A 23,248-nucleotide genomic window follows, 5' to 3' on the forward strand; every position below is an offset into this window, starting at 1 on the left:
GCCCTCCCCTCTCCCCCGTTCCGCGCGGGAATGAAGAGCGACCTTGACTGGGACGCATGGGAGCGCTTCTCACGCCTTGACGGCTCCTTCGTCTACGACCCGGAGATCCTCATGCATCACCGCATCCATGAGGGCTCTGAGACCTCAGCCCTCATCAAGGACAACACCCGCACTCACGAGGACCTCGAGATGCTCAAGAGGTTCTGGCCGAGCCCGGTCGCGCGTCTCATCAACCTCATCTACTCCCAGGGGCAGAAAAGCAATGGGTAGCAGCACCTCATCTCATCCCGCCGTCGCCGTTGTCATGTCCACCTACAACGGCGAGCGCTATCTCAAGGAGCAGATAGACAGCATCCTCGCCCAGACGTATCCAAACATGCTCGTCCACGTGCGCGACGACGGATCAAGCGACGGGACGATCGCCCTTCTCGCAGCCTATGAGCGAGAAGGGCTCATCGAGGTCGACCGCGGGCAGAACGTCGGCGTAACGAGGTCCTTCTATCTGGGGATTGCGGCAGTGGCCGACCGAGCGGACTACATTGTCCTCTGCGACCAGGATGACGTCTGGCACGCCGACAAGGTCGAGCGGGCCGTCGGCGCCCTGAGGAGGTACCCGAGCGGCACCCCGCTCCTTCACTACACGGAGGTCAACTACTGCGACGGGGCCCTCGTCCGCCAGGGAGTCTCGCATCTCTGCCGGTTTGTGCCTCGCTTCGAGGGCCTCTTCTTTGAGAACTGCTGCTCCGGCAACGTCACGACCATCAACCGGCCCCTCGCCGAGCTCGTCCTGGAGAGTGGGCCTGAGCGCGTCTTCTACCATGACTGGTGGATTGCCCTGCTCTGCGCCTGCTTCGGACACCTGGTCTACGATCCTGAGCCCTCGGTCGAGTATCGGCGCACCGGGGAGAACGTGAGCCCCACGGGTGCGGGCGTCAAACTCGCAATCCACCGCCTCAAGGAGGCTCTGGACGCCAAGCGCCTTTCCCCCATCTCAGGACAGCTCGAGAAGCTCCTTGACGAGTACGGCGATGCCATGGCGGACGAGCGGCGTGCGGCCCTCGAGCTCTTCTGCACGAGGGGCCACCGCCTTCGCAAGGCGCTCTACCCGCATCGCCTTCGTCAGACCCTCGCCGGCGAGGCCGCCGTGCGCCTCCTCCTCCTGTTGGGCAGGCTCTAGCGTAGCTACAGCGTGACGCCCCTTCCCAGAAGCGTGCGCACGCCAAGCACCCCGTACCACCGAAGCGGCGAGAGCAGCAGGCCGACCCTGCCCCTCTCCCCCATGAGATCGTGCAGCACCTGTCCTGGCCGCTCGCTCCCAAGCTTTGAGATGGCCCACTTGAGCCGCAGGCGATACCACGTGAGCCGCGCCGTGCGACGGGCATCCTCGGTGCCATAGCGGTCCGCATACTCGACAAGGGTGCGACCAAACAGGACCTCGTTTTTGGCGTAGCCCTCGTTGACCTTGGTCGTGGCGGAGTAGCTCGAGCCGCCCTTCTTGATATGACGATAGGCGTTCCACTGCTCTTGGAAGCAGCGGACCCGGCCCATGCAGAGCCAGAGGAAGGCGTTTCGGCGGTCGCCCGGGTAGGAGTCATAGCGCTTGAGCGCGACGAAGTTGTCCCGCGCGGCAAAATAGTCCTGAGCCCGGCACATGATCGAGCCGCTCTGACCCGGCATGCAGCTGTAGAAGTACTCCTTCCAGGAGTACTCCTCGTCATGGCACTCCGGGTACTTCTCGCCATTAGGCCGCGAGTCCGCCCCCACGACGAGGCTGTTCGAGGAGACGGCCGTGTAGTCCGGGTGCGCCTCGAGGAAGTCGGCCTGCTTCTGGAGCCTGCCGTCGAAGAGCATGAAGTCATCGCCCTCGAAGTCGACGAGGTACTTGCCGCGCGTGCGGGAGTAGAGGTCCTCGCCGTTTGCCACCGACCCCATGTTCTTCTCGCGATAGAGGATCGTGAAGTATGACGGAAGCTCCGGCTCCAGACGCCGGAGGACCGCGCGCGTGTCGTCAGTCGAGCAGTCCTCCCCGACAAGGACCTCGATCGGGAAGTCCACCCTCTGCGCGGCTATGCTCCTCAGGCACTCCTCGATGTAGTTCGCATGGTTGTAGACGGAGACGAGGACGGTGACGAGCGGCTCCTGCATCGAGCTACCTCCCGCAGGACAGGACGATGTCGCAGATCCAGTCCACGTCCTCGAGCGCGAGGTCCGCGTACATGGGAAGCGTGAGCACCTCGTCCGCCGCGCGCTTTGCCACGGGAGTGCTCGAGGAGTCGAAGCGGCCCTCGTAGCACTCGTAGTCGCTCACGAGCGGGTAGAAGTACTTGCGCGGGTGGATGTCCTTGGCCATGAGGGCGGCGTAGACGTCGTCCCTCGAGGCGCCGAACGCCTTTGCGTCAAACGTGACGGGCAGGTAGGCGTAGTTGTAGCGCACGCCCTCCTGCGGGCGGAACACCCGCACGCCGGGTGCGCCCTCCAGGCGCTCCCAGTAGCGCTCCGCCACGTGGCGGCGCTTCTCGATCTCCTCGTCCACATGACGCAGGTTGCAGATGCCCATGGCGGCGCAGAACTCGTTCATCTTGGCGTTGCCGCCCACGTACTCCACGGACTCGGTGCCCGTGATGCCGAAGTTCTTCCACTGGTCGAGGAGCTTCTTGAGCGCGTGGTCGTGGAAGCAGACCGCGCCGCCCTCGATGGTGTTGAAGACCTTGGTGGCATGGAAGCTGAACATGGAAGCGTCGCCGTACCTTGCCGCGGAGACGCCGTCACGGAAGACGCCGAACGCGTGCGCGGCGTCATAGATCACCTTGAGGCCGTGCTCGTCAGCGATGCGCTGGATGGCGTCCACGTCACAGAGGTTGCCGTACACGTGAACGGGCACGATGGCGCAGGTCTCGTCATCGATGAGGCGCTCGACGGAGGCCGGGTCGATGGTGAAGTCGTCAGCCTTGATGTCGGCGAAGACGGGCGTGAGCCCCTTGCGCACGATGGCATGCGTGGTGGAGGCGAAGGTGAAGGGCGTGGTGATGACCTTGCCCTTGAGGCCCATGGCCTCGAAGACGCACTCGAGGGCGTTGTGCCCGTTGGTGAAAAGGGCGATGTCGTCCACCTGGAGGTAGCGCTCGAGGTCTGCCTCCAGCTGGTGGTGTTTCTCGCCCATGTTGGTGAGCATGTGCGTCTCCCAGAGTGGCGCGATCTCCGCCGTGTACTCCTCGAGAGAGGGCATCGAGGAATGGGTGACCCAGATGGGCGTCTTGTGCATAGGGCAGGCTCCTCACACTCACGTGATTGTGCGGGGATGATTATCCCCGTTCTGCGGCCCCAATTCTATCGCATAAGATGAATATGGCCTAAAAGCATACGTCGGGAGCATGATGAACCGATTCAATCTCTGCATCCTCACGCTCTGCGCCGTCCTCGCGCTGGTGCTGGGCTATCTGATGTCCAGGCGCTATCGCTCTCTCACCGCCCCCTCGCGGAAGGTGGGCAGAGAGGAGCTCCTCTTCCTCCTGGGCATTCTCCTCATCGGGTCCCTTGCCATCTACGGCGCCTTCCTGCTGGGACACGCGTCGTTTGCCTACCGCGACGTTGGATCGGACACCGTGGAGCTGTACGTTCCGTTCTACACGAACGTCATTGAAAGTATGCGAAACGGCAGCTTCGGCGCATGGAACTTCGAGTATGGGCTGGGCGCCGCCGCCACGAGCTACCAGTCGTGGCTGCTTGATCCCTTCAACGTGGTGCTCATCCCCCTGGGGCTCGTCCTTGGCAGCGAGCGCCTCTCTCTTGCCCTCTCACTCGTGCAGGTACTCAAGATCGTGGTCTCAGGCCTCGCGTTTGACCTCCTGCTCAAGCGATACTGCGAGACCCCGCTCGGCCGAATCGTCGGGGCCTCCTGCTTCGCCTTTGGGGGCTTTCTCATGCTCTGGGGCCAGCACTACTGGCTCGGCAGCGTCTACGCGGTATTCGCCGTCACCATACTGCAGTTTGAGCGCCTCATGGAGCGGTGGAGCGCCACACGCTTCTGCGGCGTCGCCATTGTCTGCGCGCTCTGCATTGGCTGGAGCGCGTACTGCGGCTTCATGTCCCTGCTCGGCGCCGCGCTCTACTGCCTGCTTCGCCTCATCCACGCGGTCGAGGGAACGGGGAAGGTGGGCCAGGTCGTCAGAGGGACGCTCCGGCTCTGCCTGCCCGTCCTCTGCGGCACGCTGCTCTCGGGTGTCGCGCTCATCCCCTATGCGAGCTATCTGCTCGGGGAGACCTCGCGCGTGGCCACCGGCGCGGAGTCGTCGGTCATCCAGCTCGCGGGCGAGTACCTTCTCGGCTTTGTCCCCCTGCGCTGGGTTCCCATGGTTCTGAGCCGCCTTTTGGGAAGCGGCCTCATCTCGAGCGGCGCCCCCATCCCACCGGAGCTTGTGCCTCCCACGGAGCACTTCTCATACGTCAACTGCTATGAGCTGGTTGTTCTTGGCTTCGGCTCGCTTGCCCTCGTCCTTCTGTCCCAGTTCTTCCACTGGGCGTTCAGGGAGTGCGGCAAGAGGGACCGGACGCTCACCGTCGTCGCAGGCGTCCTCGTGGCGCTGTACTGCTTCAACGAGTTTCTCCCCGCGCTCTTCAACGTCTTTGTTGAGCCCAAGTACCGCAGCAGCTTCGTTCTGGCGGTGCCCATCTGCATTGCAATGGCCCTGGGATGGGAGAGGAGAGTCCAGAGTGGGGAGACGTCGCGCGCCGCCCTCCTCGCGGGCGTCATACCCACCGTAGCGATACTCATCTGGTCCGCGGCCAACTCCGTCAACGGAAGGAGGCTCTGCGCCGCCTATCTCGCCGTCGTGCTCGTCTTCTGCGCGCTTTCTCTTCTCGCCTCCCCACGAGGGGGGCGGCGAATCCCCGCCCTCGAGGGGCCCGCTGCCCGAACCCTCCTGGCGGGCCTGGTCGTGGCGGGGTGCGTGCTTGACGGGTTCTACGTCACCCAGGTGCGCACGACCTGCACCAGCGATGACTTCCCCTCGCGCGAGGCGGCGGGCACACAGGACACGCTCGATGCACTCAGCTGGATCCGCCAGAGCGACGACGGGCTCTATCGCATCGAGAAGACCTATGTCGAGTGCTGTTCGTACAACGACGCGCTGGTGCAGGGATACTGGGGGGTCAGCTCCTATAACTCGACGTCAGATGGGGACGTCATCGAGTTCTATCGCACCTTCTGGCCTGATGCCTACCTGAGCGACTATGCGATCCAGGACTTCAAGCTCGACGCAAACGGCTACTCCCTGCTCTCACAGTTGGGGGTGCGCTACCTCCTCTCCAAGGGGCCGGTCGAGGACAGCCGCTTCACGCTCGTCAATCAGTGCGGAAGCGTCTACGTCTATCGAAACGAGGGAGCGGTCCCGCTTCTCTTCACGAGGGAGGCCCTCATGGGGGAGAGCGATGTTGAGCTCCTCTCCAACGCCGCGGTACGACAGGTGGCCATTGGGAGGGCGCTTGTGGTCCCCGACGACATTGCGTCCGCGCATGCGTCCCTGGAGCCCGCGTCTCTCACGTCGAGCTTCTCCGCCAAGGGGGGCGATTGCCTCGTCGGAACTGTGGAGACCACCGCACCCGCGGTCGCCTGTCTCTCCATTCCCTATACCTCCGGCTGGATCGTCACGATTGACGGCGAGGAGGTCGAGACCTTCCGCGCGAACGTCGGATTCGTGGGCTTTGAGGTGCCCGGGGGAAGTCACGACATCGAGGTTCGCTACGCCGTTCCCGGATTGACATCGGGCCTTGTGGTCAGCGCCGCCGGCACCGCGCTGACTGTCATCTCCTGCCTGATTGGCAGGAGAATCGCGCGCAGACGGGAAAATGAGGAAAAGATCGGCTAGGACCGCCCGAGCAGCTCCTTGAGCGTGTTCCGCAGATAGGTGAACTCCTCGACCCTGAACAGCAGGGCGATGCCCAGATATGCCACCGCCATCACGGCCACCTGCAGCAGGATCGTGAGGAGGTCGGGAAGGCCGGCAAGGGGCACCACGAGCGTCATGGCGGCGGCAACAGCAGCCATGACGAACGCGGGCAGGATGTCCCTGATCTGCTCGTGATACGCGTAGCCAATGACGCGCTTGTTCGGCGAGGCGTTGATGAACGTGCTCAGGACGCCCGAGACCATGTACCCGGCGACGATGAGATGAAGGTCGCGCAGCACGAAGACGGTGAATGCCAGGATGGCGATGCCCACGATCTTCTTGATGACCTCGAGCCTCAGGAAGAGGTCGCTCCTGCCCATGCCGTTAAGCGTCTGAAGGTTGGTGGTGTGGATCGGGAGAAGCGCGTACACGAAGCAGTACATCTGCAGAAACGGCACGCAGGGCACCCACGCCTCGCCGAGGACGACCCTCACGATGGGCTCCGCGGCGGCGGCGAAGAGCGCCATGGCGGGGGCCACGAGGAAGGTGCTCGTCTTGAGCGCGCGGCGGGCGATGCGCTTGACGAGGGCATGGTCGCTCTGGGCGTGGGCGACGGCGGACAGCATGACGGGCTGGATGGCGCCATCGAGAAGACCCCCGAGCGCGTTGGGATACCGCTTGCCCTGAGACACGTAGCCCAGGTCCGAGCTGGAGAACACCTTGCCGATCATGAGGTCGGAGAGGCTCTGATAGCCCTGGTCAAGCAGGCCGGAGGCGAGGAGCTTCCACCCAAAGCGGAAGAGGGTCACCGCTCGGGCGCGTTCGAAGACGAAGTGCGGCTTCCAGGGAACCTGCAGCGCCAGCACGAGGCACTTGCACCCCTGCTGAACGATCTGCTGGAGCACGAGTGCCCAGATGCCACCCCCCGCGAGCGCGACCCCGATGCCCGTGGCGCCGGAGACCACGCCTGCCGTGATGGTGGCCCGAAAGGTCTTGTGAAACTCCAGGTTGCGCGCGACGATTGCCTCCTGGATGGAGTTGTAAGCGTTGATCACCAGCACCAGCACGAGCACGCGCAGCGGGGTCACGGCAGCGGGCATGGCATAGAAGTCGGCGACCGCTGGTGCGGCGCAGAAGACGACGGCATAGAGCACCACAGAGGTGGTGAGGCTCATCCAGAACACGGTGGAGTAGTCTCGCTCCGTGGCGTCGGGCGCCTGGATGATCGCCGTGTTGAGCCCGCTCTGGACGATGACGTTGCCGATGTTCACGAAGACGAGCATGATGGCGAGCATGCCGAACTCGTCCGGGGAGAGCAGGCGCGCGAGGACGATCTGGATGAGCAGCGTCACGACGGCCGTCCCGCCCTGCTCGAAGAGCTTCCAGAACAGGGACTTGATCGTAGACATCTTGAAGTCGCTCGTCGGCACGCGGACACCCTCCCCCACATGCGGCCGCCCGCGCCGCCGCATACGTCTATTTGGCTCAGAGGCGTATTGTATACTAGGAAATCGCAGATACGAGCACCTACACAGCCATCCCCTAGGAGTCAACATGAACGATAAGCCCCTGTCCCTAGACGTTCTTCTCGCCGACGGGTTCACCGAGCGCTTTGCCCGGGAGTACCTCGAGATTCTCGAGCGCGAGAAGGCGAGCGGGATGTACGAGCCCGACTATCTTGCCTGGTCGCACGCTCACGGCTTCTGCGCCGAGTCCGCCTACGCCTACGGCCTCACCGAGGACAACCTCGGTGACTACCTCTCCGACTACGACTACTGGCGCCTCTGGCCGCTCAACGGCTGGGAGCGCATCTGGATCAACGACAAGCTCACGCTGAACGCCCTCGTCCAGGATTCCGACCTCGCGCGCTACGTGCCCGCCTACTTCTACTACAGCCGCCCCGAGGGGCTTCTCCCCCTCTCCGGGAGCGACTACGCCCCCGGGATGGGCGGTCTTCTCGCCTGCCTGCGCCGCGAGGGGGCCTTTGCCTGCAAGCCGAGCAACGGCACCGAGGCCAACGGCTTCCATAAGCTCGAGTGGCGCGGCGGCGCGTATCGCCTCGACGGCGAGGAGGTGACCGAGGCGGGCGTGCGCGAGTTTGTGAGCACCCACCCCAACTACGTCTTCACCGAGTTCATCCACCCCGAGGCGAGCCTCGCCGCCATCAACCCGCTCATCCACACCATTCGCGCGCTCGTGATCAACCCCACGGGCTCCGCCCCCACGCCCACCATCGGCTACCTCCGCTTTGCGCTCGAGGGGGCGGACGAGGGCAACGGCGCCAACTACGTCCCGCCCACCGAGGACCAGATCGGTGCCTACAACGTGCAGATTGACCTTACAACCGGAGAGTACGGCAACGGCAAGCTCGTCTTTGCCAACCGCGTGGTGGACTCCCCGCACCACCCCACGAGCGGCGTTCTCGCAGAGGGAACGCTCCCCTACTGGAGCGAGGCCAAGGAGATGATGCGGCGGCTCTCCCTCAAGGTCGGCGCCTGCGAGTACCTGGGCTTCGACGCCTGCATCACCGACAAGGGCCCCCGGATCATGGAGATCAACTCCCACTCCGGCATCAAGTACCTGCAGCTCTTCCACCCCATCTGGAAAGATGAGACGCTTGCTCCCTACTACCGAGAGAAGCTCGCCGCCATCGACGCGCTGGACGAGGCGGGCCGCGCAAGGAGAAACGCAATCGTGCGCTAGCTGGCGCGAACGACGACGTACTTAGTCGGGCGGGCGGCGCAGAGAGTCATTCTCCTGCGCCGCCCGCCCTGCATATCGACAGCCCCAGGCCACCGCTAGACGACGATCTCATACAGGCGCATGTCCCCCTCTGCGAGCAGACACTCGAAACCCGGCGTCTCGTCAGTTACGCCGGTGGCGCCCAGCCAGTCGTCCTTCCCATACCCAAGCAGGTAGAGCGTCCCGTCCTCGCTGAACGCACTGCCCTTCTCGCCCTGGTCAAGGAGGATCACGTAGCGGATTCCCGCCGCCTCCGCCGCCGCCTCGACCGCAGGGTCGTTCGCTATGTTATCCAACCCCTTCTGCAGCACGAGAAGGTTGGAATCGCCCTCGGGGCCGAAGGACTTGTACGACACGTTGAGGTCACAGTCGGCATAGGCGAAGGCGCTTCCGTCAAAGGGGACGTTATAGACCTCGGCCCCGTCGGGAACCATCTGTCGGGCCCTCTCCGCAAAGGCAGCCTCCTGTTCGTCGAAGGCGTGATTCTCGGTGTTCTGGTAGAGGTCGCGCATCTCGTAACGAACCGCGTCGAACCCCCATGACGTCAGATAGCCGGGGACAAAGCCGAAGGGAACGTAGTTGAGCGCCATGATGCCCGCGACGACCGCGGCGGCGAGAGCAGCGCCCGTCCTTTGCGCAATGCGGCCCGAGCGCGCCCCGCCGCGCTCCCCCACTTTCCCAGCGCCCCACAGCACCGCCCCAACGATTGCGTCCATGCCTGCGGCGACGAGCGGCACGCAAAAGACGCAGGCCGTCGCCGCAAGGCGATAGTAGTCGCTGTACCAGAAGCCGGCAATGACGTTGCGCAGCGTCCCGGAGCAGCTAATGGCAACCACATAGAGAAGAAGCAGCAGCGCGTAGGAGCAGGGCACCCAGCGCGTCTTTGGCCGTGCCAGCAGAACGAGCGCCCCCAGCGCCACGACGGCGGCAATGAAGAACTGCTGGCGCCTAATGACGAAGGAGAATCCCAGACCCCATCGAACGGCCTGCCCCACCGAGAGCGGGGTCTCCCGGGGATAGGTGACCACCGCCTGCATGAAGGGGGCATGGGCGAGAACGACCCACGCGAGCGCGATGAGCACAACAAGCCCACAGGCGGCGCCAACGGAGAGAAGCATGCGGTTCCGGCGGCCCCCCAGGGCATCGAACACCAGCTCCCGGAATCTCCAGACGCAGTACGGGATGAGAAAGGCGCCCGTAGAGAAGATGGCGTTCGGCTGCGCAAGCGCCATGGCAGCCCCTCCGAGGACGAAGAGCGCCCCGTAGCGCGCCCGGCGGGCACCGGTTACGCCTTTTGCGCACAGGAGGATGAAGAGCGCCGCCTCCACAGGCATAAGCGAGAACGCCGCGAGGTTGGGGTAGAGCGGCCCGAAGAGCATGATGCGCCAGGGGAAGAACGCGAAGGAGAGGCAGAGCATGCCGCCGAGCGCCACGAGACGAGGGCGCTCGGGAAAGAGCGTGGCGAGAAGGGCCACCGAGCCCACGGGAAAGACGCCGATGATAAAGGCGAGGTTTGCCGCATGCTCTGCGAGCGCGCTCGAGACCCCCATCGTCAGCTCGACCATGGCGGCGATCCCATGCCACGCAGACGGGTAGAGCGTCTCGTTGAGCGTCGAGAAGTTCTGCGTCTCGGCAAACATGTGGACCCGCGAGAGGTGCCATGCGTTGTCATACGTCTGCTCGAAGGCGTTGGGGTCACCAAGGCTGGACGCATAAACGGCAATGGCGGTGGCTGCTGCCGCACATACGCCAAGCAGCAGGGCCAGTCGAACGGGCGTAAGGTGCCTCAACGGCCCCGACACCAAAAGGGGCCGCTCGAGCTTCTCGCCAAACCCCAGGGTCTCCTGCCACGTACCACGGCGGGACCTGACCGCCCACGCCGCCGCGGCTACGACCGTGACGGGCACGGCGAGCGTCACCCAGCCGCAGGGGATCCCGAGGGCCCCATACGCAATCGAGAGCACGCCGTAGGCGGCAAGCGTCACCAGCGGCGCCGCGCCAAGCGCGAACTCCCAGCGAGCCCCGAGCGCTCTCACGGCCACGAACCCAGGGACGAGCAGGACGGAGATTGCCAGGAGGGTCGCCAGAAGGAGGTCAGTCCACATGATGCTTGCCTTTCACGATGTCGCCCGTATCCCTGGGCACCAGCCTGCGACCTGTTGTCGAGTGACAGCTTTTGAACAAACGAGGCCGATTTGGGAGGTCCATCCGTCCGAAAAATGTCACTCAGCCCGACGCGGGACCATACCTACGCCTGCCCCTCGTTCTCGTCCGTGGTCTCCCGGACGATGAACTGCGGCGTGCCGTTGGCGGGCAGGACGAGGTTGCCCACGTACTCGCCGATGATGCCGAGCGTGAGCAGGATGAGCCCGAAGAAGAAGAGCAGGATGCAGATGATCGAGGACCAGCCCGCAGGCACGCCCGGCACCACGATGCGCCGCACGAGCACGAAGATGGCGTAGAGGAAGCCCACGGCCGCCGAGATGACGCCGATGCACGAGACCATGCGCAGCGGCAGCACGGTGTAGTTGAAGTAGGAGAGCCAGAGCTTGGCGAGCTTGCCCAGGGTGTAGTTGGAGCTCCCCTGCTCGCGGGCATGATGCTCGATCGTCACGTTGCCGATGCGGTTGGTCATGCGCCCGAAGAGCGCCTCCACGTAGGGATTGTAGTTGCGGTACTGGACCACTTGGTCGCGCACGGCGCGGGTGATGAGCCAGAAGTTGCTCGTCTCGATGTCCTTGGGGCGGTCGAGGAGCTTCTGGGCGGTAACGCGATTGAGCCAGCTCGTGAAGTTCTTGATGGGTCCGTTGGCGGACTGGCGGTAGACTCCGTAGACGACGTCATAGCCCTCCTCCATCTTGCGGATGAGGGCGGGAATCTGCGAGGGGTGGGTCTGGAGGTCGTCGTCCATGCCCATGACGAGGTCGCCGGTCGCGTGGTTGAGGCCGCACATGATGCCGTTGTGCTGGCCGAAGTTGCGCATGAGCGTGATGCCGTGCACGCAGGGGTGCTCCTCGGCGAGGCGGCAGATCTCCGCGTAGGTGCCGTCGGGCGAGCAGTCATCCACGAGGACGAACTCGCAGTCGTAGCCCTTTAGCCGCTCGAACTCCGCAAGCGTGAGGTCCACGACCTGGCGAATCGAGTTCTCGGAGTTGTAGCACGGGATGACGATGGAGACGAGCATGTGAGACCTTTCCGTTGGCGCCTACGCCCCAAGCGCGTAGACCACGATGCCGCAGACGATGAGCGCGAGGGCGAGGAGCTTCCTTGCGCTCATGCGCTCGTGGAAGATGGTGACGCCGAAGAGGGTCACCCAGAGGTAGCCCGTGGCGTCGAGGATGGGGCCCATGGAGAGCGGGATTCCCCGGTACGAGAGGACGGAGAGCAGCGTCGCCCCCACGAAGAGCACATACGCGAAGATGACGAGCGGGTTCAGGTACTCGCGCACCACGGAGCCATGCTCGCGCGAGGCGCTCTTCTTGAGCATGACCTGGGACACCGCGCTCACGAGCACGCCGAGGAGGTTGAGGGCCGCGAAGGCGAGGACGGTGCCATTCATCGCGCCTCACCGTCCCTCTTGCCCTGCGCGCCCTTCTCGTCCCTCTCGGCAAGCGAGAAGAGCACGACGCCCGCGAGCACGATGAGGGCGCCAAGAACCTTCAGGGGCGACACCTGTTCCTGGAAGAGAAGCACGCCCCACACGATGCCCCAGAGCACCGTGACCGCCTTGTTGGCGTAGGCATAGGTGAGCGGAAGGCGCTTGATCACCTGCTGCCACCCGATGGCGTAGACGCCGAGAAGGGCGATCATTCCGCCGTAGCAGGCAATGAAGCCGAGGCTCATGAAGTCGAAGCCCGCGGCGAGCTTGGCGCAGACGCTCGAGAGCGAGTAGACGGCGAGCATCACGTGAAGGGCGACGAGGGCCCTCGCCCCGCCGCCCCCCTGTGTCCTGGTGTCCCTGTGGGCGTCCACTATCCCTTGAGCTCCCTCTTGAGCCGCCCGAGGTACTCGGTGAGCTCGTCCTCCCAGTCGCGGGGCGTGAAGCCGGCGGCCTCGAGCTTCGAGAGGTCGAGCGCCGAGTGCGCGGGGCGCGGGGCGATGGGCCCCGCGGCGTTCGCGTAGTACTCCGCCGTGGAGACGGGCACGACGGCATCGCCGTTGCCGTTGGCGGCGTCGAAGGTTGCCCGCGCTATGTCCGCCCAGGTGCGCACGGCGCCGGAGCCCGTGCAGTCGTAGGTGCCGTAGGGGGCGCGGCCGTCCAGCAGGTGCATGATCGCGGCGGCCATCTGGTCGGCGAAGGTGAGCCGGCCCTCCTGGTCGTCCACCACGGTCACGCGGTCGAGCTCGCCTGCCGCCACGCGGTCGGAGAGGCCCCACATGGTGCGCACGAAGTTCCTCCCGTCGCCGATGACCCAGCTCGAGCGCAGCACGTAGTGGGCGGGGCAGCCCGCCACGGCGAGGTCCCCCGCCGCCTTGGACTGGCCGTAGACGGACAGGGGCGAGAGGGGCTCGCCCTCGTCGTGGAGCTCTCGCGCGCCGTCGAAGACGTAGTCGGAGCTCACGTGCACGAGCGTGATGCCGTGCTCGGCGCAGGTGCGGGCGAGCAGGGCCGGGCCGGCGGCGTTGGCCCTCCAGGCGGCGGCGCGCCCCTCCGGCGTCTCCGCGGCGTCCACGGCGGTGTAGGCGCCGCAGTTGATGACCGCGCCGTAGAGCGACCAGTCGTAGCGGTCGTACTGCGCGGGGTCGGAGAAGTCGAACTCGTCGACGTCGCAGTAGTCGAACGTGCCGGCGTCCGGGCGCGCCTCGGCGAGCGCGCGCACCGCGCGGCCGAGCTGGCCGTTCGCGCCCGTGACGAGCGTCCTCCTGGGCGCCATGGGAACCACATCGGCGAGGGGCGGGTGATTCTTATCGGCCTCCGAGAGCTCCGCCTCCGAGAGCGGGATGGGCCACTCGATGGCGAGCTCGGGGTCGGCGAGGTTGACGAAGGTGTAGGTGCGCTTGAGCTCCGCCGACCAGTGGGCGTCGACGAGGTAGGTGTAGGCGGTGCCGTCCTCGAGCGCCTGGTAGGAGTTGCCGACGCCCCTGGGCACGTAGATCGCGCGGGAGGGGTCGAGGGTCGCCGTGTAGACCTCGCCGTAGGTGGGACTGCCGGCGCGCAGGTCCACCCAGGCGCCGAAGACCGAGCCCGTGGCGACCGAGACGAACTTGTCCCAGGGCTCGGCGTGGATGCCGCGCGTGACGCCGCGCTGGAGGTTGTAGCTCACGTTGTTCTGGACCCAGCGGCGGTCCGGCAGGCCGAGGCCCCCGACCATCTTGGCGCGCTGCCAGTTCTCCTTGAACCAGCCGCGGGAGTCGCCGTGGACCGTCAGCTCCACGACGACGAGGCCCTCGATGCCGGTCTCGACTGCCTCGAGGCTCTTCTCGAACTCCATGCGCTCCCCCTACTGGCCCTGCTTGGCGTACTTGGCCTCGGTGGCCGCCTTGGCCGGGCGCCACCAGGCCTCGTGCTCGCGGTACCACGCGATGGTGGCCTCGAGGCCCTCGGCGAAGTCGGTGTGCCGGGGCTCCCAGCCGAGCTCGGTCCTGAGCTTGGCGGAGTCGATCGCGTAGCGGCGGTCGTGGCCGGGGCGGTCGCGCACCCAGTCGAAGTCGTCCTCGTCCCTGCCCATGGCGCGCAGGATGGCGCGGAGCACCGTGATGTTGTCCCTCTCGCCGTCGGCGCCGATGAGGTACGTCTCGCCGATGCGCCCCCTGGTGAGGATGGTCCACACGGCGGAGCTGTGGTCCTCGGTGTGGATCCAGTCGCGGACGTTCCTGCCGTCGCCGTAGAGCTTGGGCCGGACGCCGTCGATGATGTTGGTGATCTGCCGCGGGATGAACTTCTCCACGTGCTGGTAGGGGCCGTAGTTGTTGGAGCAGTTGGAGATCGTGGCGCGCAGGCCGTAGGTCCTCACCCAGGCGCGGACGAGCATGTCCGAGGCGGCCTTGGTGGAGGAGTACGGTGAGCTGGGGTGGTACGGGGTCTCCTCGGTGAAGCGGGCCGGGTCGTCGAGCGCGAGGTCGCCGTAGACCTCGTCCGTGCTCACGTGGTGGTAGCGCACGTCGTGCCTGCGGCAGGCCTCGAGCAGGCGGTAGGTGCCCTCCACGTTGGTGCGCAGGAACGGCTCCGGGTCCGCGATGGAGTTGTCGTTGTGGGACTCGGCGGCGTAGTGGACGATGGCGTCATGCCCGGGGACCAGGCGGTCCAGGAGCTCCGCGTCGCAGATGTCGCCCACCACGAGCTCGACGCGGTCCTCCGGCAGGCCCGCAATGTTCTCCGGGTTGCCGGCATAGGTGAGCTTGTCGAGCACGGTCACGTGCACGCCGGGGTGGTTGTTGACGACGTAGTGGACGAAGTTGCTGCCGATGAAGCCGCAGCCGCCGGTGACGATGATGTTCTTGGGCTCGAAGGTATCGGCCATGCGGTCCTCCCCTTCCGAAGTGTGTTGTAAGTATTCACATACAGATTGATTTTATCCCATCAGGCACATTCAACACCAAACATGCCTAAAAGGGGACAAGCCCCTTTTAGGCATGTTCTAGCTCGGAAGAATAACGAATGCGAGCTCTTCTCGTCTCTACTAGTCCTTGTACGGCCGGTCCGGCGCGATCTTGCCCTCTGCCACGGTCCTCAGGTGCGCGCCGTAGTTGGACTTGCCGTAGCGCTCCGCGCACTCGAGCAGGCGCTCGCGGGAGACCCAGCCGTTCTCGTAGGCGATCTCCTCGGGGACGGAGACCGGCAGGTCCTGGGCGGTCTCCACCGTGCGCACGAACTGGGAGGCCTCGAAGAGCGACTCCATGGTGCCGGTGTCGAGCCAGGCGTAGCCGCGCCCGAGCGTCACAACGTCGAGCGTGCCGTCCTCGAGGTACATGCGGTTGAGGTCGGTGATCTCGTACTCGCCGCGGGCCGAGGGGCGCACGCGCGCCGCGTAGTCGCACACGCGCCCGTCGTAGAAGTAGAGGCCCGTCACGGCGTAGTTCGACTTCGGGTCGGCGGGCTTCTCCTCGATGGAGACCGCGTTGTAGTTCTCGTCGAACTCCACGACGCCGAAGCGCTCCGGGTCGTCCACGCGGTAGCCGAAGACCGTGGCGCGGCCGCGCCCGGCGTTGGCGGCGGCGCGCCTGAGGTGCCGGCCGAGCCCGTTGCCGTAGAAGATGTTGTCGCCCAGCACGAGCGCGCAGGCCTCGCCCGCGACGAACTCCCGCCCGATGACGAAGGCCTGCGCGAGGCCGTTGGGCTCGGGCTGCACGGCGTAGGAGAGCGAGATGCCGAAGTCCGAGCCGTCGCCGAGCAGCCGCTCGAAGTTGGGCAGGTCCGCCGGCGTGGAGATGATCAGGATGTCGCGGATGCCCGCCAGCATGAGCGTGGAGAGCGGGTAGTAGACCATCGGCTTGTCGTAGACGGGCAGGAGCTGCTTGCTCGTGACCGTGGTGAGCGGGTAGAGGCGCGTGCCCGAGCCGCCCGCGAGGATGATGCCCTTCATGGAGTCTCCCTCCGGCGAGTCCTTCTCTGCTATCAGCCCATCATACGACATGCACATGCCATGACAAACGACCCGGTCACCAATGTCATGAAAAGAGGGGCCCGCCGAAGCGAGCCCCTCCCAAGTCGCCTATGCCCTGAGCTTAGAGCTTGCGGACGTTGGAGGCCTGGAGCTTGCCGTTCTGGCCGGTCGTGACGTCGAACTCGACAGCCTGGCCCTCGTCCAGCGTCTTGAAGCCGTCCATCTGAATCTCGGAGTAGTGAACGAACAGGTCGTCCCCATCCTCGCGGGAGATGAAGCCGTAGCCCTTGTCCGGATTGAACCACTTGACAGTACCCTGAGCCATGTCGTGCCTTTCTTTCTCTGCCCCGCAGGGCAAAAGCTGCGCTCGCGCGCGATACCGTGACCGTTTGGCCACGGGGGATATCTTACCCCGAAACTGGTCCCTCAATCCCGACAATCCGTTGGGGGACGATTAGGGACCGTCGGCAGAGTCCCGGGCGTCCGCTATCGGCCGGGGCCGCCAACCTTCTGCAGCGCTCGCCTGAGAAAGGAGCGCACCCCACGCTCCCGGAGGCGGTGCTCCAGCGCGAGCGCTCTTCTCGCTCGGGCGTGTATGTCCGTGCGATAGCAGGCGTCGAGCGCCATGCGGCGCGTCGTGCGAGGCAGGCGCATCGCCGAGACGTCGGCCTCAGTCCAGTAGCGGGAGAGAATCCGGCGCAGCCCCTCGGCAACGGAACGGTAGGTCGCGTCGTCCAGCTTGAGCGCGTCGTAGAGCGAGAAGTCGAGCGAGAAGGACACGAGGTCCGCCGCGTGGTCGCGCAGGAACCCTCCCGCGCTCCAGTCCGCGAGGATGCGCTCGATGACCTTGTTGTGCTCGAGCATCTTGGAACCAAAGTCGGCGCGCAGGCCGCTCATGAGCGAGCCGTCGCGCACGACCTGGTACTCGTAGAGCTCGTCGGAGATGAGCGTGGTGCGGCGCGAGCGCGGGTAGACGGCGAAGCAGAAGACTTGGTCCTCGCCGAAGCGGAGGCCCTCGTCGAGGGAGAGGCCGCGAGCGAGGAGGAAGTCCCGCCTGAGGGCGAGCTTCCAGACGAAGGGCCGCGAGGCCTCCCTGAGCAGGAGGTCCATGCTGAAGGCATCGTAGGTCACGTCGCGCGGGTGGAGCGACTCTGTGAGCCACTCGGGGCAGGGCGCGTCATCCGGGAAGCACCGGCCGCCAAAGACGAGGACGTCCGAGCCGGTCTCGTCAAGCGCGGAGACGATGCGTCCGCACGCGCCGGGAAGGTAGCGGTCGTCCGCGTCCAGGAAGCTCACGTAGTCGCCGCGGGCGGCCCGGATGCCGGCGTTGCGCGCGGCAGACGGCCCTTGGTTGGCCTGGTCGATCACGCGGACCCGAGCGTCCTTTTCCTCCCACGCGGCGAGCCGCTGCCGGGAGTCGTCCGTGGAGCCATCGTTCACGCAGATGACCTCGAAGTCGTCAAAGTCCTGCGAGAGGAGCGACCCAAGGCAGCGGTCCGCCCAGCGCTCGACGTTGTAGACGGGGACGATGACGCTAAGACGGGTCACAGCGCGGCCCCCCGCCCGTCGATTCTCCGCGTGGAGCGCCCGAAGAGCCTGAACCAGATGATGCGCGCCACCAGGGCAGGGCCGCCCATGCGCAGGTAGCGCCCGAGCGCGCCGAGGGCGCCGGAGGATGCCGCCGCGTCGCGCTCCGCGCAGAAGGCGGCTGAGTCGGCCACCATCGCGCGCAGGTCCGCCTCCGCCGCGGGCTCAAAGAGCGTAAGGTCGACCTCCCCCCTCTCGAGGGCCGCCCCGAACTCCCCCGCCGCGCGACTCACGAACGCCGGGCGCAGCTCGGGGGCGAGCCGGTCGTAGTTCCAGAGGTAGCTGTCGAGCTTCATGCGCTGGAGGATGCCCAGCAGCGCACGCTCGTCGGCACCGCCCCGGCCGCGGACGAACTCCTCCATGGAGGCGTACTCGTCGCAGACGCAGAAGACCTTGCCCGGGTTGTTGACGGAGGATCCCTCGTTGTCCTGGCGGTAGTTCAGGACCGGCTCGGAGAGAAACGCCGCGCGACGCGCCGAGGCCCAGACCTTGAAGTTGAAGCCGGAGTCCTGGTAGGAGGCGCCGGGCGTCTCGAGGAAGCGGATGCCGTTGGAGGCGAGGAAGTCCCGCCGATAGAGCGCGGACCAGATGGACGGCTTGCGGAAGAAGACGGCGAGGTCGTCGATTGGGCGGAGCACATGGCCGGCCTCGGCCTCGTCCACCACGCGGAAGAGCTCGCGACGCTCCTCCGGACGGGACCAGTAGAGGTAGAAGTTGGCCTTCACGACCTCGGCCTGGCTCTTCTCGGCGGCCTCATGGAGGACGGCGAGGGCGCGGGGCTCGAAGAAGTCGTCCGACTCGAGGATCGCCACGTATCGCCCGCGCGCCGCGTCGAGCCCGCGGTTCATGGAGGCGCCGTAGCCGGAGTTCTCCTTGTCAATCACGCGAAAGCGCGAATCGGCGTCGAGAAAGCGCTGGATGATGGCACGGGAGCCGTCGGTGGAGCCGTCATTCAGGCAGATGGCCTCGAAGTCGCCGAAGGTTTGGTCGGCAAGGGACGCGAGGCACTTCTCGAGGTAGCGCTCAACATTGTAGATGGGGATGAGGACCGAGACCTCGGGCGCCGCCGCAGCGCCTTCTGACCCACGTGCCATGTAAGCCCTCCGCCCCGCCTAGTCCTCAGGCATGTAGCGCCCGGTGAAGTGGTTGAAGGCGCTCTCCAGCACAAAGAGGAGGCCTTCCGTCCTGAGCGAGAAGCGCAGCTCCTCCATGAGGTATGCGAAGCGCGACTTGTCATACGGCAGACCCCGCTGCTCCGCGAAGAACTTCTTGTTGAACGGGGAGATCTGCTCCGAGCGCTCGACGATGCCCGGATCCATCTGCCCCACCATCTCATGGACGCGCTCGACCACGAGCGGGTTCTTCATGCCGTCGTCGTAGCGGGCGCCGTGCGCGTAGTTGAAGCCGCGAACGTAGTGCCCGGCGAGAATCCGCTCGTCCGTGATGCCGAGCCGCTGGATGATCTTGAGCATGTCGTCCCAGCGGTCGAAGGGGCGCTCGACGGCCTCCGCCGTCTTGTGGTGACGCGTGGCGCCGGGCAGGTCGCGCCGATAGTTGTAGTAGGCGTGGTCAAGGTAGACGATCGCCTTGGCCTGGCACATGGTCTCCACCAGGAAGGGGTTGTCCGCCCAGCCCGCGCCCGGGTACTCCGGGAAGCGTATTTTCCTCTCCTCGAGGAAGCCCCGGCGGTATATGGCCGACCAGATGGACGGGTGGTGCTCGATGAGCAGGGGGTTCTCCGCCAGCGTGAACGGGCGCCCTGAGGTCTTGATCTTGCCCTTCATGCTGCACTTGTGCGGATGCTGCTTTCTGGGGTTGTCCCAGTCGCAGATGTCCGTCCACGGGGTCTTGACGATGTCAAGCTGCTCGTCGAAGGTCGAGGCGAAGGCGAGCATGTCCTCGTACATGGTGGGGTCGATCCAGTCGTCCGGCTCGATGATGGAGACCCACTCTCCCTTGGCGAGACTGAGACCGAGGTTGCAGCCCTGGCCGTACCCGCCGTTCTCCTTGTCCACCACGCGGACGCGCGGGTCCTTCTCGGCGTGGGCCGCCATGATGGCGCGCGAGCCGTCGGTGCTGCCGTCGTTGATGCAGAGGACCTCGATGTTCCTGTGCGTCTGGGCCTCGATGCTGCTGAGGCACTGGTCGAGGTACTTCTCTGTGTTGTAGGTGGGGACGATGACGGAGACGAGCGCCTGGGAGTCGTTGCGCATGCGGTCTTCCTCCAAGGGTTGCGCGGATGGGCATGGAGCCCTCCTATCATAGCCGTTCTCCCCGGGGCGGCCCTCCGTTGTGCCGGCGGGCCGGCCGCAGGCGGAAAAGCGCGCCCCCTGCGCCAGGTCCTTCTCGCCATCTGCGGGGATGCGGGCGGGGCCGCGCAGAGGGCGCGCTTTCGGACGCGGGACGCGGCCTCCGCCGGGAGGAGCCCCTCCCTTGAAAAAGAGTAAACTTATGCATGTTTTGATGGACCTGCCAAGGAGGTTCCCATGAATCGTCGGCTTAGGGCGTTTGCGGTGACGGCCGGGCTCGGGCTTGCCCTTGTCGCGGCGCCCGCCCAGGGTGCGCTTGCAGAGGAGCTGGACACGGCCTGCCCGCCACAGGAGCCGGCGGTGGAGCAGCCGGCCGAGGGGAAGATGCCGGAGAGCCCACGGCAGGAAGCCTCTGCCGTGGAGGGGGATGCGACGCCAGAAGCCGACTCCCCGTCGCAAGCCCCCATTGAGGACCCGGTCGAGAATCTGACGGAAGAGCCGCTTCCCACCCCGGATGAGACCGAGACAACGAGAGGACCGCAGACGGGGCCCAAGGGCGATCCCGCGACCGAGGCCCCACCTGCCCCAGAGGCCGACGCCATCATCTCAAACCCGCTCTCCGCCACGCCCACGCTCCCCGCCGAGCCCGAGTCCGCCCCTGAGCCCGCCGAGCCCGCCCAGCAGCCAACCCCCGTCAAGGGCTGGAGCGGGAACCACTACTGGGACGGCACGCTCAACGACGACGGCACGGAAGTGCCCTACACCGGGTGGGTCGTGGACGACCACGACGGCAAGGGTCTGCAGCGCTACTGGGTGGTCGCGGGCGAGAAGTTCACCGATGGGCTCTTCCACGTCGGCGACGGAACATGCGGCTACGCGCTCGCCGATGAGGGCTGGGTGCTGCGTGGCATCTCCGACGTCATCGACGGACTCGTCTACGTCGCGGACAACGACGGCATCCTCCTCTCCCCCGGCTGGCACGTGACGGGGGAGTTCACGGGCGGGGAGCTGCAGCGCTATTACATAGAGAGCGACCACGCCGCACACGTGGGCTACGCGGAGTCCGGCGGCTGGGCGCACTACACCACCTCCCATGGCTACGTCGCCCGCGGAAAGACCGTGGACACGGACGGCACCATCGCCCTCGCGGACAACGACGGGCGCGTGGAGAGGGACGGCTGGCTCGTCACGGGAGCGTACGACGGCGGCCTACAGCGCTACTACATCGAGAAGGGCGCCGCCAAGCTCGGCGAGTTCACGGTGGGCGCGTCCAAGTACTTCGGCCTCGCTGACGAGGGCTACGTCCTCAGAGGCGTCGGCGCGGGCGAGGCGAAGGGCCGCTACGCCGACAACGACGGCATGCTCGCCCAGTCGCGGTGGGTGGTGACGGACGCCTTTGGCCAGGGCCTCCAGCGCTACTGGTTTGACTCCTCCGCGCGCATGGCCGCGGGCCGCCTCGTTGACCCCACGAGCGCGCTGGACGCCGGCGCAGGCTGGTACGCGTATGCGCAGCCGGAGGGCTACGTCGTCCGCGGGAAGTACGACACGGGCAGGGGCCTGGTCTACCTTGCAGACAATGACGGCGTCCTCGCCTCGACGCCCGACGGCGACAGCTGGCTCGTCACGGCCGCGTACGATGGCCACCTCGAGCGCTACTACATCGACCCTATCTCCCACGCCGCCCGAAGCGGCTTCTTCGCCGTGGATGGGAAGACCTACTTCGGCCTCGGCGGCCAGGGCTACGTCCTGCGCGGCAAGATGACCTGGGGCGACCACGTCCTTCTCGCCAGCAACGACGGAGACATGGCGCAGGTCGCCGGCTGGCTCGTGACCGGGCTCTACGACGGCGGGACGCTGCAGCGCTACTGGATCGGCGAGATCGACGGCTTCGCCGGCTTCTTCGGCGCCGTCACGGGCTTCTTCGACCTGGCCGACGGCACGTCGAGCTATGGCGTGGCGGGCCAGGGCTACGTGCTCCGCAACGCCCCCATCTGGCGCCTGGGCGACGACTACACCGCCCGCTACTGCGTTGCCGACAACGACGGGCGCCTCATCGTCGACGAGGCGCGCTCCAAGGTGGTGAGCGCCTACGCCAAGTGGATGGCAGAGATCGCCCTCGACGACTCGCACGGCTACGACCAGCTCTATCGCGAGGGCGAGTACGGGGACTACGACTGCTCGGCGCTCACCATCGCCGCGCTCCAGAAGGCCGGCATCGACACCGCGTGGGCGTGGAGCACGCGCGACATGCGCGCCGCGCTCACGAGCACGGAGTTCGAGTGGATCCCCAGCCTCTCTGACCTGCAGTACGGCGACATCCTCCTCGCGGAGGGGCACCACGCCGCGGTCTACCTCGGCGACGGGAGGCTCGTCGAGGCGTGGGCGAACGAGTTCAACGGGGCCGTGGGCGGCAAGCCCGGTGACCAGACGGGCGAGGAGATTCGCATCCGCAGCTACTACGACTACCCGTGGAGCGGCATCCTGCGCCTGAGGGCGTAGGGGACGGGCACCACAGACTCGCGACGGGGCGCGGGACGCCGGCGACTTTTCCGCCGGCGCCCCGCGCCCCTTGTCCGCCACGCCCTCGACGCGCTACCGCGCGTCGCTCTTCTCGATGTCTATGAGGATCTCGTCCGCGTCGATGAGGGGCAGCATCACGGTGCCCATGGGCGACATCGCGGACATCTCCGCGAGCTTGCTCGTGGCGAAGGCGTAGCCCGCCTTGATGGCCTCGAGGCGCATGGCGTGCTCCATCTTCTTGTCGCGCTGCGCGGCGGCGGACTCCTCGCTGCCGGCCATGTGACGCGCGGCTATCGCAGCGTCCCCCATGATGGGCGAGGTCACGACCACGCCGACGAGCGCTCCGAAGTGCAGGAACTCGGGATGCTCGCCCTGCTCGCCTGCGGGCGCGGACGGGTCGGCGATGCCAAACTGGATGCCCACCATGGCGCGCAGCACGTTCTGGCGGTTCTTGACGTCCAGGCTGAAGCGCTTGTCCGGGTTGGTGATGGCGAGGCGGCTCTCGCCGGCGCGCTCCGCGACGGGCGCGGCGTGGAAGACACACTCGATGAGCGAGAGGTCGTCGACGCGCATGGCGAGGGAGATGTCGGTATCGCTCATGTGGCTCCTTTCGTGCGATGGCTCCCGTGCATCTTAGCATGCGGGGCGCCTGGGCCGGGGCACGGCCATCGACCAACGAGAACGAGGCCGGGGAATCGCTCCCCCGGCCCCGCGGCGGCGT

The 23,248-nt window shown here is 66.2% G+C and carries 19 protein-coding genes and 1 pseudogene; 5 read left to right on the forward strand and 15 right to left on the reverse strand.

Annotated elements, in window-relative coordinates; translation table 11 throughout:
* Both H6A23_RS10475 and H6A23_RS10480 read left to right on the forward strand, forming a co-directional pair.
* A pseudogene (locus tag H6A23_RS10475) lies at positions 1 to 270 on the forward strand (glycosyltransferase family 2 protein); the annotation flags it as partial.
* Positions 263 to 1,177, forward strand: coding sequence for a glycosyltransferase family 2 protein (locus H6A23_RS10480; protein WP_204832123.1), 915 nt, complete (start codon positions 263 to 265; stop codon positions 1,175 to 1,177). The pseudogene H6A23_RS10475 and the gene H6A23_RS10480, both read left to right, overlap by 8 nt.
* Positions 1,178 to 1,182: 5 nt before the next feature.
* Here H6A23_RS10480 and H6A23_RS10485 read toward each other — a convergent pair whose 3' ends face one another.
* The gene (locus H6A23_RS10485) at positions 1,183 to 2,145 is read right to left on the reverse strand and encodes a glycosyltransferase family 2 protein (protein ID WP_204832124.1); all 963 of its coding nucleotides are present in this window, start codon (positions 2,143 to 2,145) and stop codon (positions 1,183 to 1,185) included.
* A gap of 4 nt (positions 2,146 to 2,149) precedes the next feature.
* The gene (locus H6A23_RS10490) at positions 2,150 to 3,262 is read right to left on the reverse strand and encodes a DegT/DnrJ/EryC1/StrS family aminotransferase (protein ID WP_204832125.1); all 1,113 of its coding nucleotides are present in this window, start codon (positions 3,260 to 3,262) and stop codon (positions 2,150 to 2,152) included.
* A gap of 112 nt (positions 3,263 to 3,374) precedes the next feature.
* Between H6A23_RS10490 and H6A23_RS10495 the strand changes: the two genes are divergently transcribed.
* Positions 3,375 to 5,864, forward strand: coding sequence for a YfhO family protein (locus H6A23_RS10495; RefSeq protein ID WP_204832126.1), 2,490 nt, complete (start codon positions 3,375 to 3,377; stop codon positions 5,862 to 5,864).
* Here H6A23_RS10495 and H6A23_RS10500 read toward each other — a convergent pair.
* Positions 5,861 to 7,315, reverse strand: a complete 1,455-nt coding sequence (locus tag H6A23_RS10500; protein WP_204832127.1) for a lipopolysaccharide biosynthesis protein — start codon at positions 7,313 to 7,315, stop codon at positions 5,861 to 5,863. The two genes, H6A23_RS10495 and H6A23_RS10500, sit on opposite strands and share 4 nt — an antisense overlap.
* A 124-nt stretch (positions 7,316 to 7,439) precedes the next feature.
* Here H6A23_RS10500 and H6A23_RS10505 point away from each other — a divergent pair, with 124 nt between their 5' ends.
* Positions 7,440 to 8,588 carry a sugar-transfer associated ATP-grasp domain-containing protein gene (locus H6A23_RS10505; RefSeq protein WP_204832128.1) on the forward strand — a complete coding sequence of 383 codons (1,149 nt, stop codon included), beginning with the start codon at positions 7,440 to 7,442 and terminating at the stop codon, positions 8,586 to 8,588.
* 95 nt (positions 8,589 to 8,683) lie between these two features.
* Here the strand turns inward: H6A23_RS10505 and H6A23_RS10510 are convergent, their stop codons facing one another.
* From H6A23_RS10510 to H6A23_RS10560, 11 genes are all read right to left on the reverse strand, one after another.
* Positions 8,684 to 10,732 (reverse strand): DUF6541 family protein, encoded by a 2,049-nt coding sequence (locus H6A23_RS10510; RefSeq protein WP_204832129.1) that lies wholly within the window; start codon positions 10,730 to 10,732, stop codon positions 8,684 to 8,686.
* A 143-nt stretch (positions 10,733 to 10,875) separates the two neighbouring features.
* Positions 10,876 to 11,811, reverse strand: coding sequence for a glycosyltransferase family 2 protein (locus H6A23_RS10515; protein WP_204832130.1), 936 nt, complete (start codon positions 11,809 to 11,811; stop codon positions 10,876 to 10,878).
* 21 nt (positions 11,812 to 11,832) lie between these two features.
* A complete protein-coding gene (locus H6A23_RS10520) occupies positions 11,833 to 12,186 on the reverse strand; it encodes a multidrug ABC transporter (protein WP_204832131.1) in 354 nt (117 codons plus the stop codon).
* The gene (locus tag H6A23_RS10525; protein WP_353653065.1) at positions 12,183 to 12,599 is read right to left on the reverse strand and encodes a transporter; all 417 of its coding nucleotides are present in this window, start codon (positions 12,597 to 12,599) and stop codon (positions 12,183 to 12,185) included. Before H6A23_RS10525 ends, H6A23_RS10520 begins: the two co-directional genes overlap by 4 nt.
* On the reverse strand, positions 12,599 to 14,059 hold the full coding sequence (locus H6A23_RS10530) for a sugar nucleotide-binding protein (protein ID WP_204832132.1): 1,461 nt from the start codon (positions 14,057 to 14,059) through the stop codon (positions 12,599 to 12,601). Before H6A23_RS10530 ends, H6A23_RS10525 begins: the two co-directional genes overlap by 1 nt.
* Before the next feature lie 9 nt (positions 14,060 to 14,068).
* The gene (rfbB, locus tag H6A23_RS10535) at positions 14,069 to 15,088 is read right to left on the reverse strand and encodes a dTDP-glucose 4,6-dehydratase (RefSeq protein WP_204832133.1); all 1,020 of its coding nucleotides are present in this window, start codon (positions 15,086 to 15,088) and stop codon (positions 14,069 to 14,071) included.
* Between the two features lie 159 nt (positions 15,089 to 15,247).
* Positions 15,248 to 16,150 (reverse strand): glucose-1-phosphate thymidylyltransferase RfbA, encoded by a 903-nt coding sequence (gene rfbA / locus H6A23_RS10540; RefSeq protein ID WP_204832134.1) that lies wholly within the window; start codon positions 16,148 to 16,150, stop codon positions 15,248 to 15,250.
* Between the two features lie 142 nt (positions 16,151 to 16,292).
* Complete coding sequence (locus H6A23_RS10545) at positions 16,293 to 16,496, reverse strand: cold-shock protein (RefSeq protein WP_075279965.1); 204 nt, start codon at positions 16,494 to 16,496, stop codon at positions 16,293 to 16,295.
* A gap of 161 nt (positions 16,497 to 16,657) precedes the next feature.
* Positions 16,658 to 17,719, reverse strand: coding sequence for a glycosyltransferase family 2 protein (locus H6A23_RS10550; RefSeq protein WP_204832135.1), 1,062 nt, complete (start codon positions 17,717 to 17,719; stop codon positions 16,658 to 16,660).
* Entirely contained in the window at positions 17,716 to 18,852 is a 1,137-nt protein-coding gene (locus H6A23_RS10555) for a glycosyltransferase family 2 protein (RefSeq protein WP_204832136.1), read from the reverse strand. Before H6A23_RS10555 ends, H6A23_RS10550 begins: the two co-directional genes overlap by 4 nt.
* A gap of 18 nt (positions 18,853 to 18,870) precedes the next feature.
* Positions 18,871 to 19,971 (reverse strand): glycosyltransferase family 2 protein, encoded by a 1,101-nt coding sequence (locus tag H6A23_RS10560; RefSeq protein WP_204832137.1) that lies wholly within the window; start codon positions 19,969 to 19,971, stop codon positions 18,871 to 18,873.
* A gap of 273 nt (positions 19,972 to 20,244) precedes the next feature.
* Here H6A23_RS10560 and H6A23_RS10565 point away from each other — a divergent pair, with 273 nt between their 5' ends.
* Positions 20,245 to 22,506 carry an NlpC/P60 family protein gene (locus tag H6A23_RS10565; RefSeq protein ID WP_204832138.1) on the forward strand — a complete coding sequence of 754 codons (2,262 nt, stop codon included), beginning with the start codon at positions 20,245 to 20,247 and terminating at the stop codon, positions 22,504 to 22,506.
* A gap of 93 nt (positions 22,507 to 22,599) precedes the next feature.
* On the opposite strand, the gene H6A23_RS10570 is transcribed toward H6A23_RS10565, so the two are convergent.
* Positions 22,600 to 23,127 (reverse strand): hypothetical protein, encoded by a 528-nt coding sequence (locus H6A23_RS10570; RefSeq protein WP_204832139.1) that lies wholly within the window; start codon positions 23,125 to 23,127, stop codon positions 22,600 to 22,602.
* Positions 23,128 to 23,248: the final 121 nt, after the last annotated feature.

The sequence above is a fragment of the Olsenella uli genome (genome assembly GCF_016900775.1).
Lineage (GTDB): Bacteria > Actinomycetota > Coriobacteriia > Coriobacteriales > Atopobiaceae > Thermophilibacter > Thermophilibacter uli_A.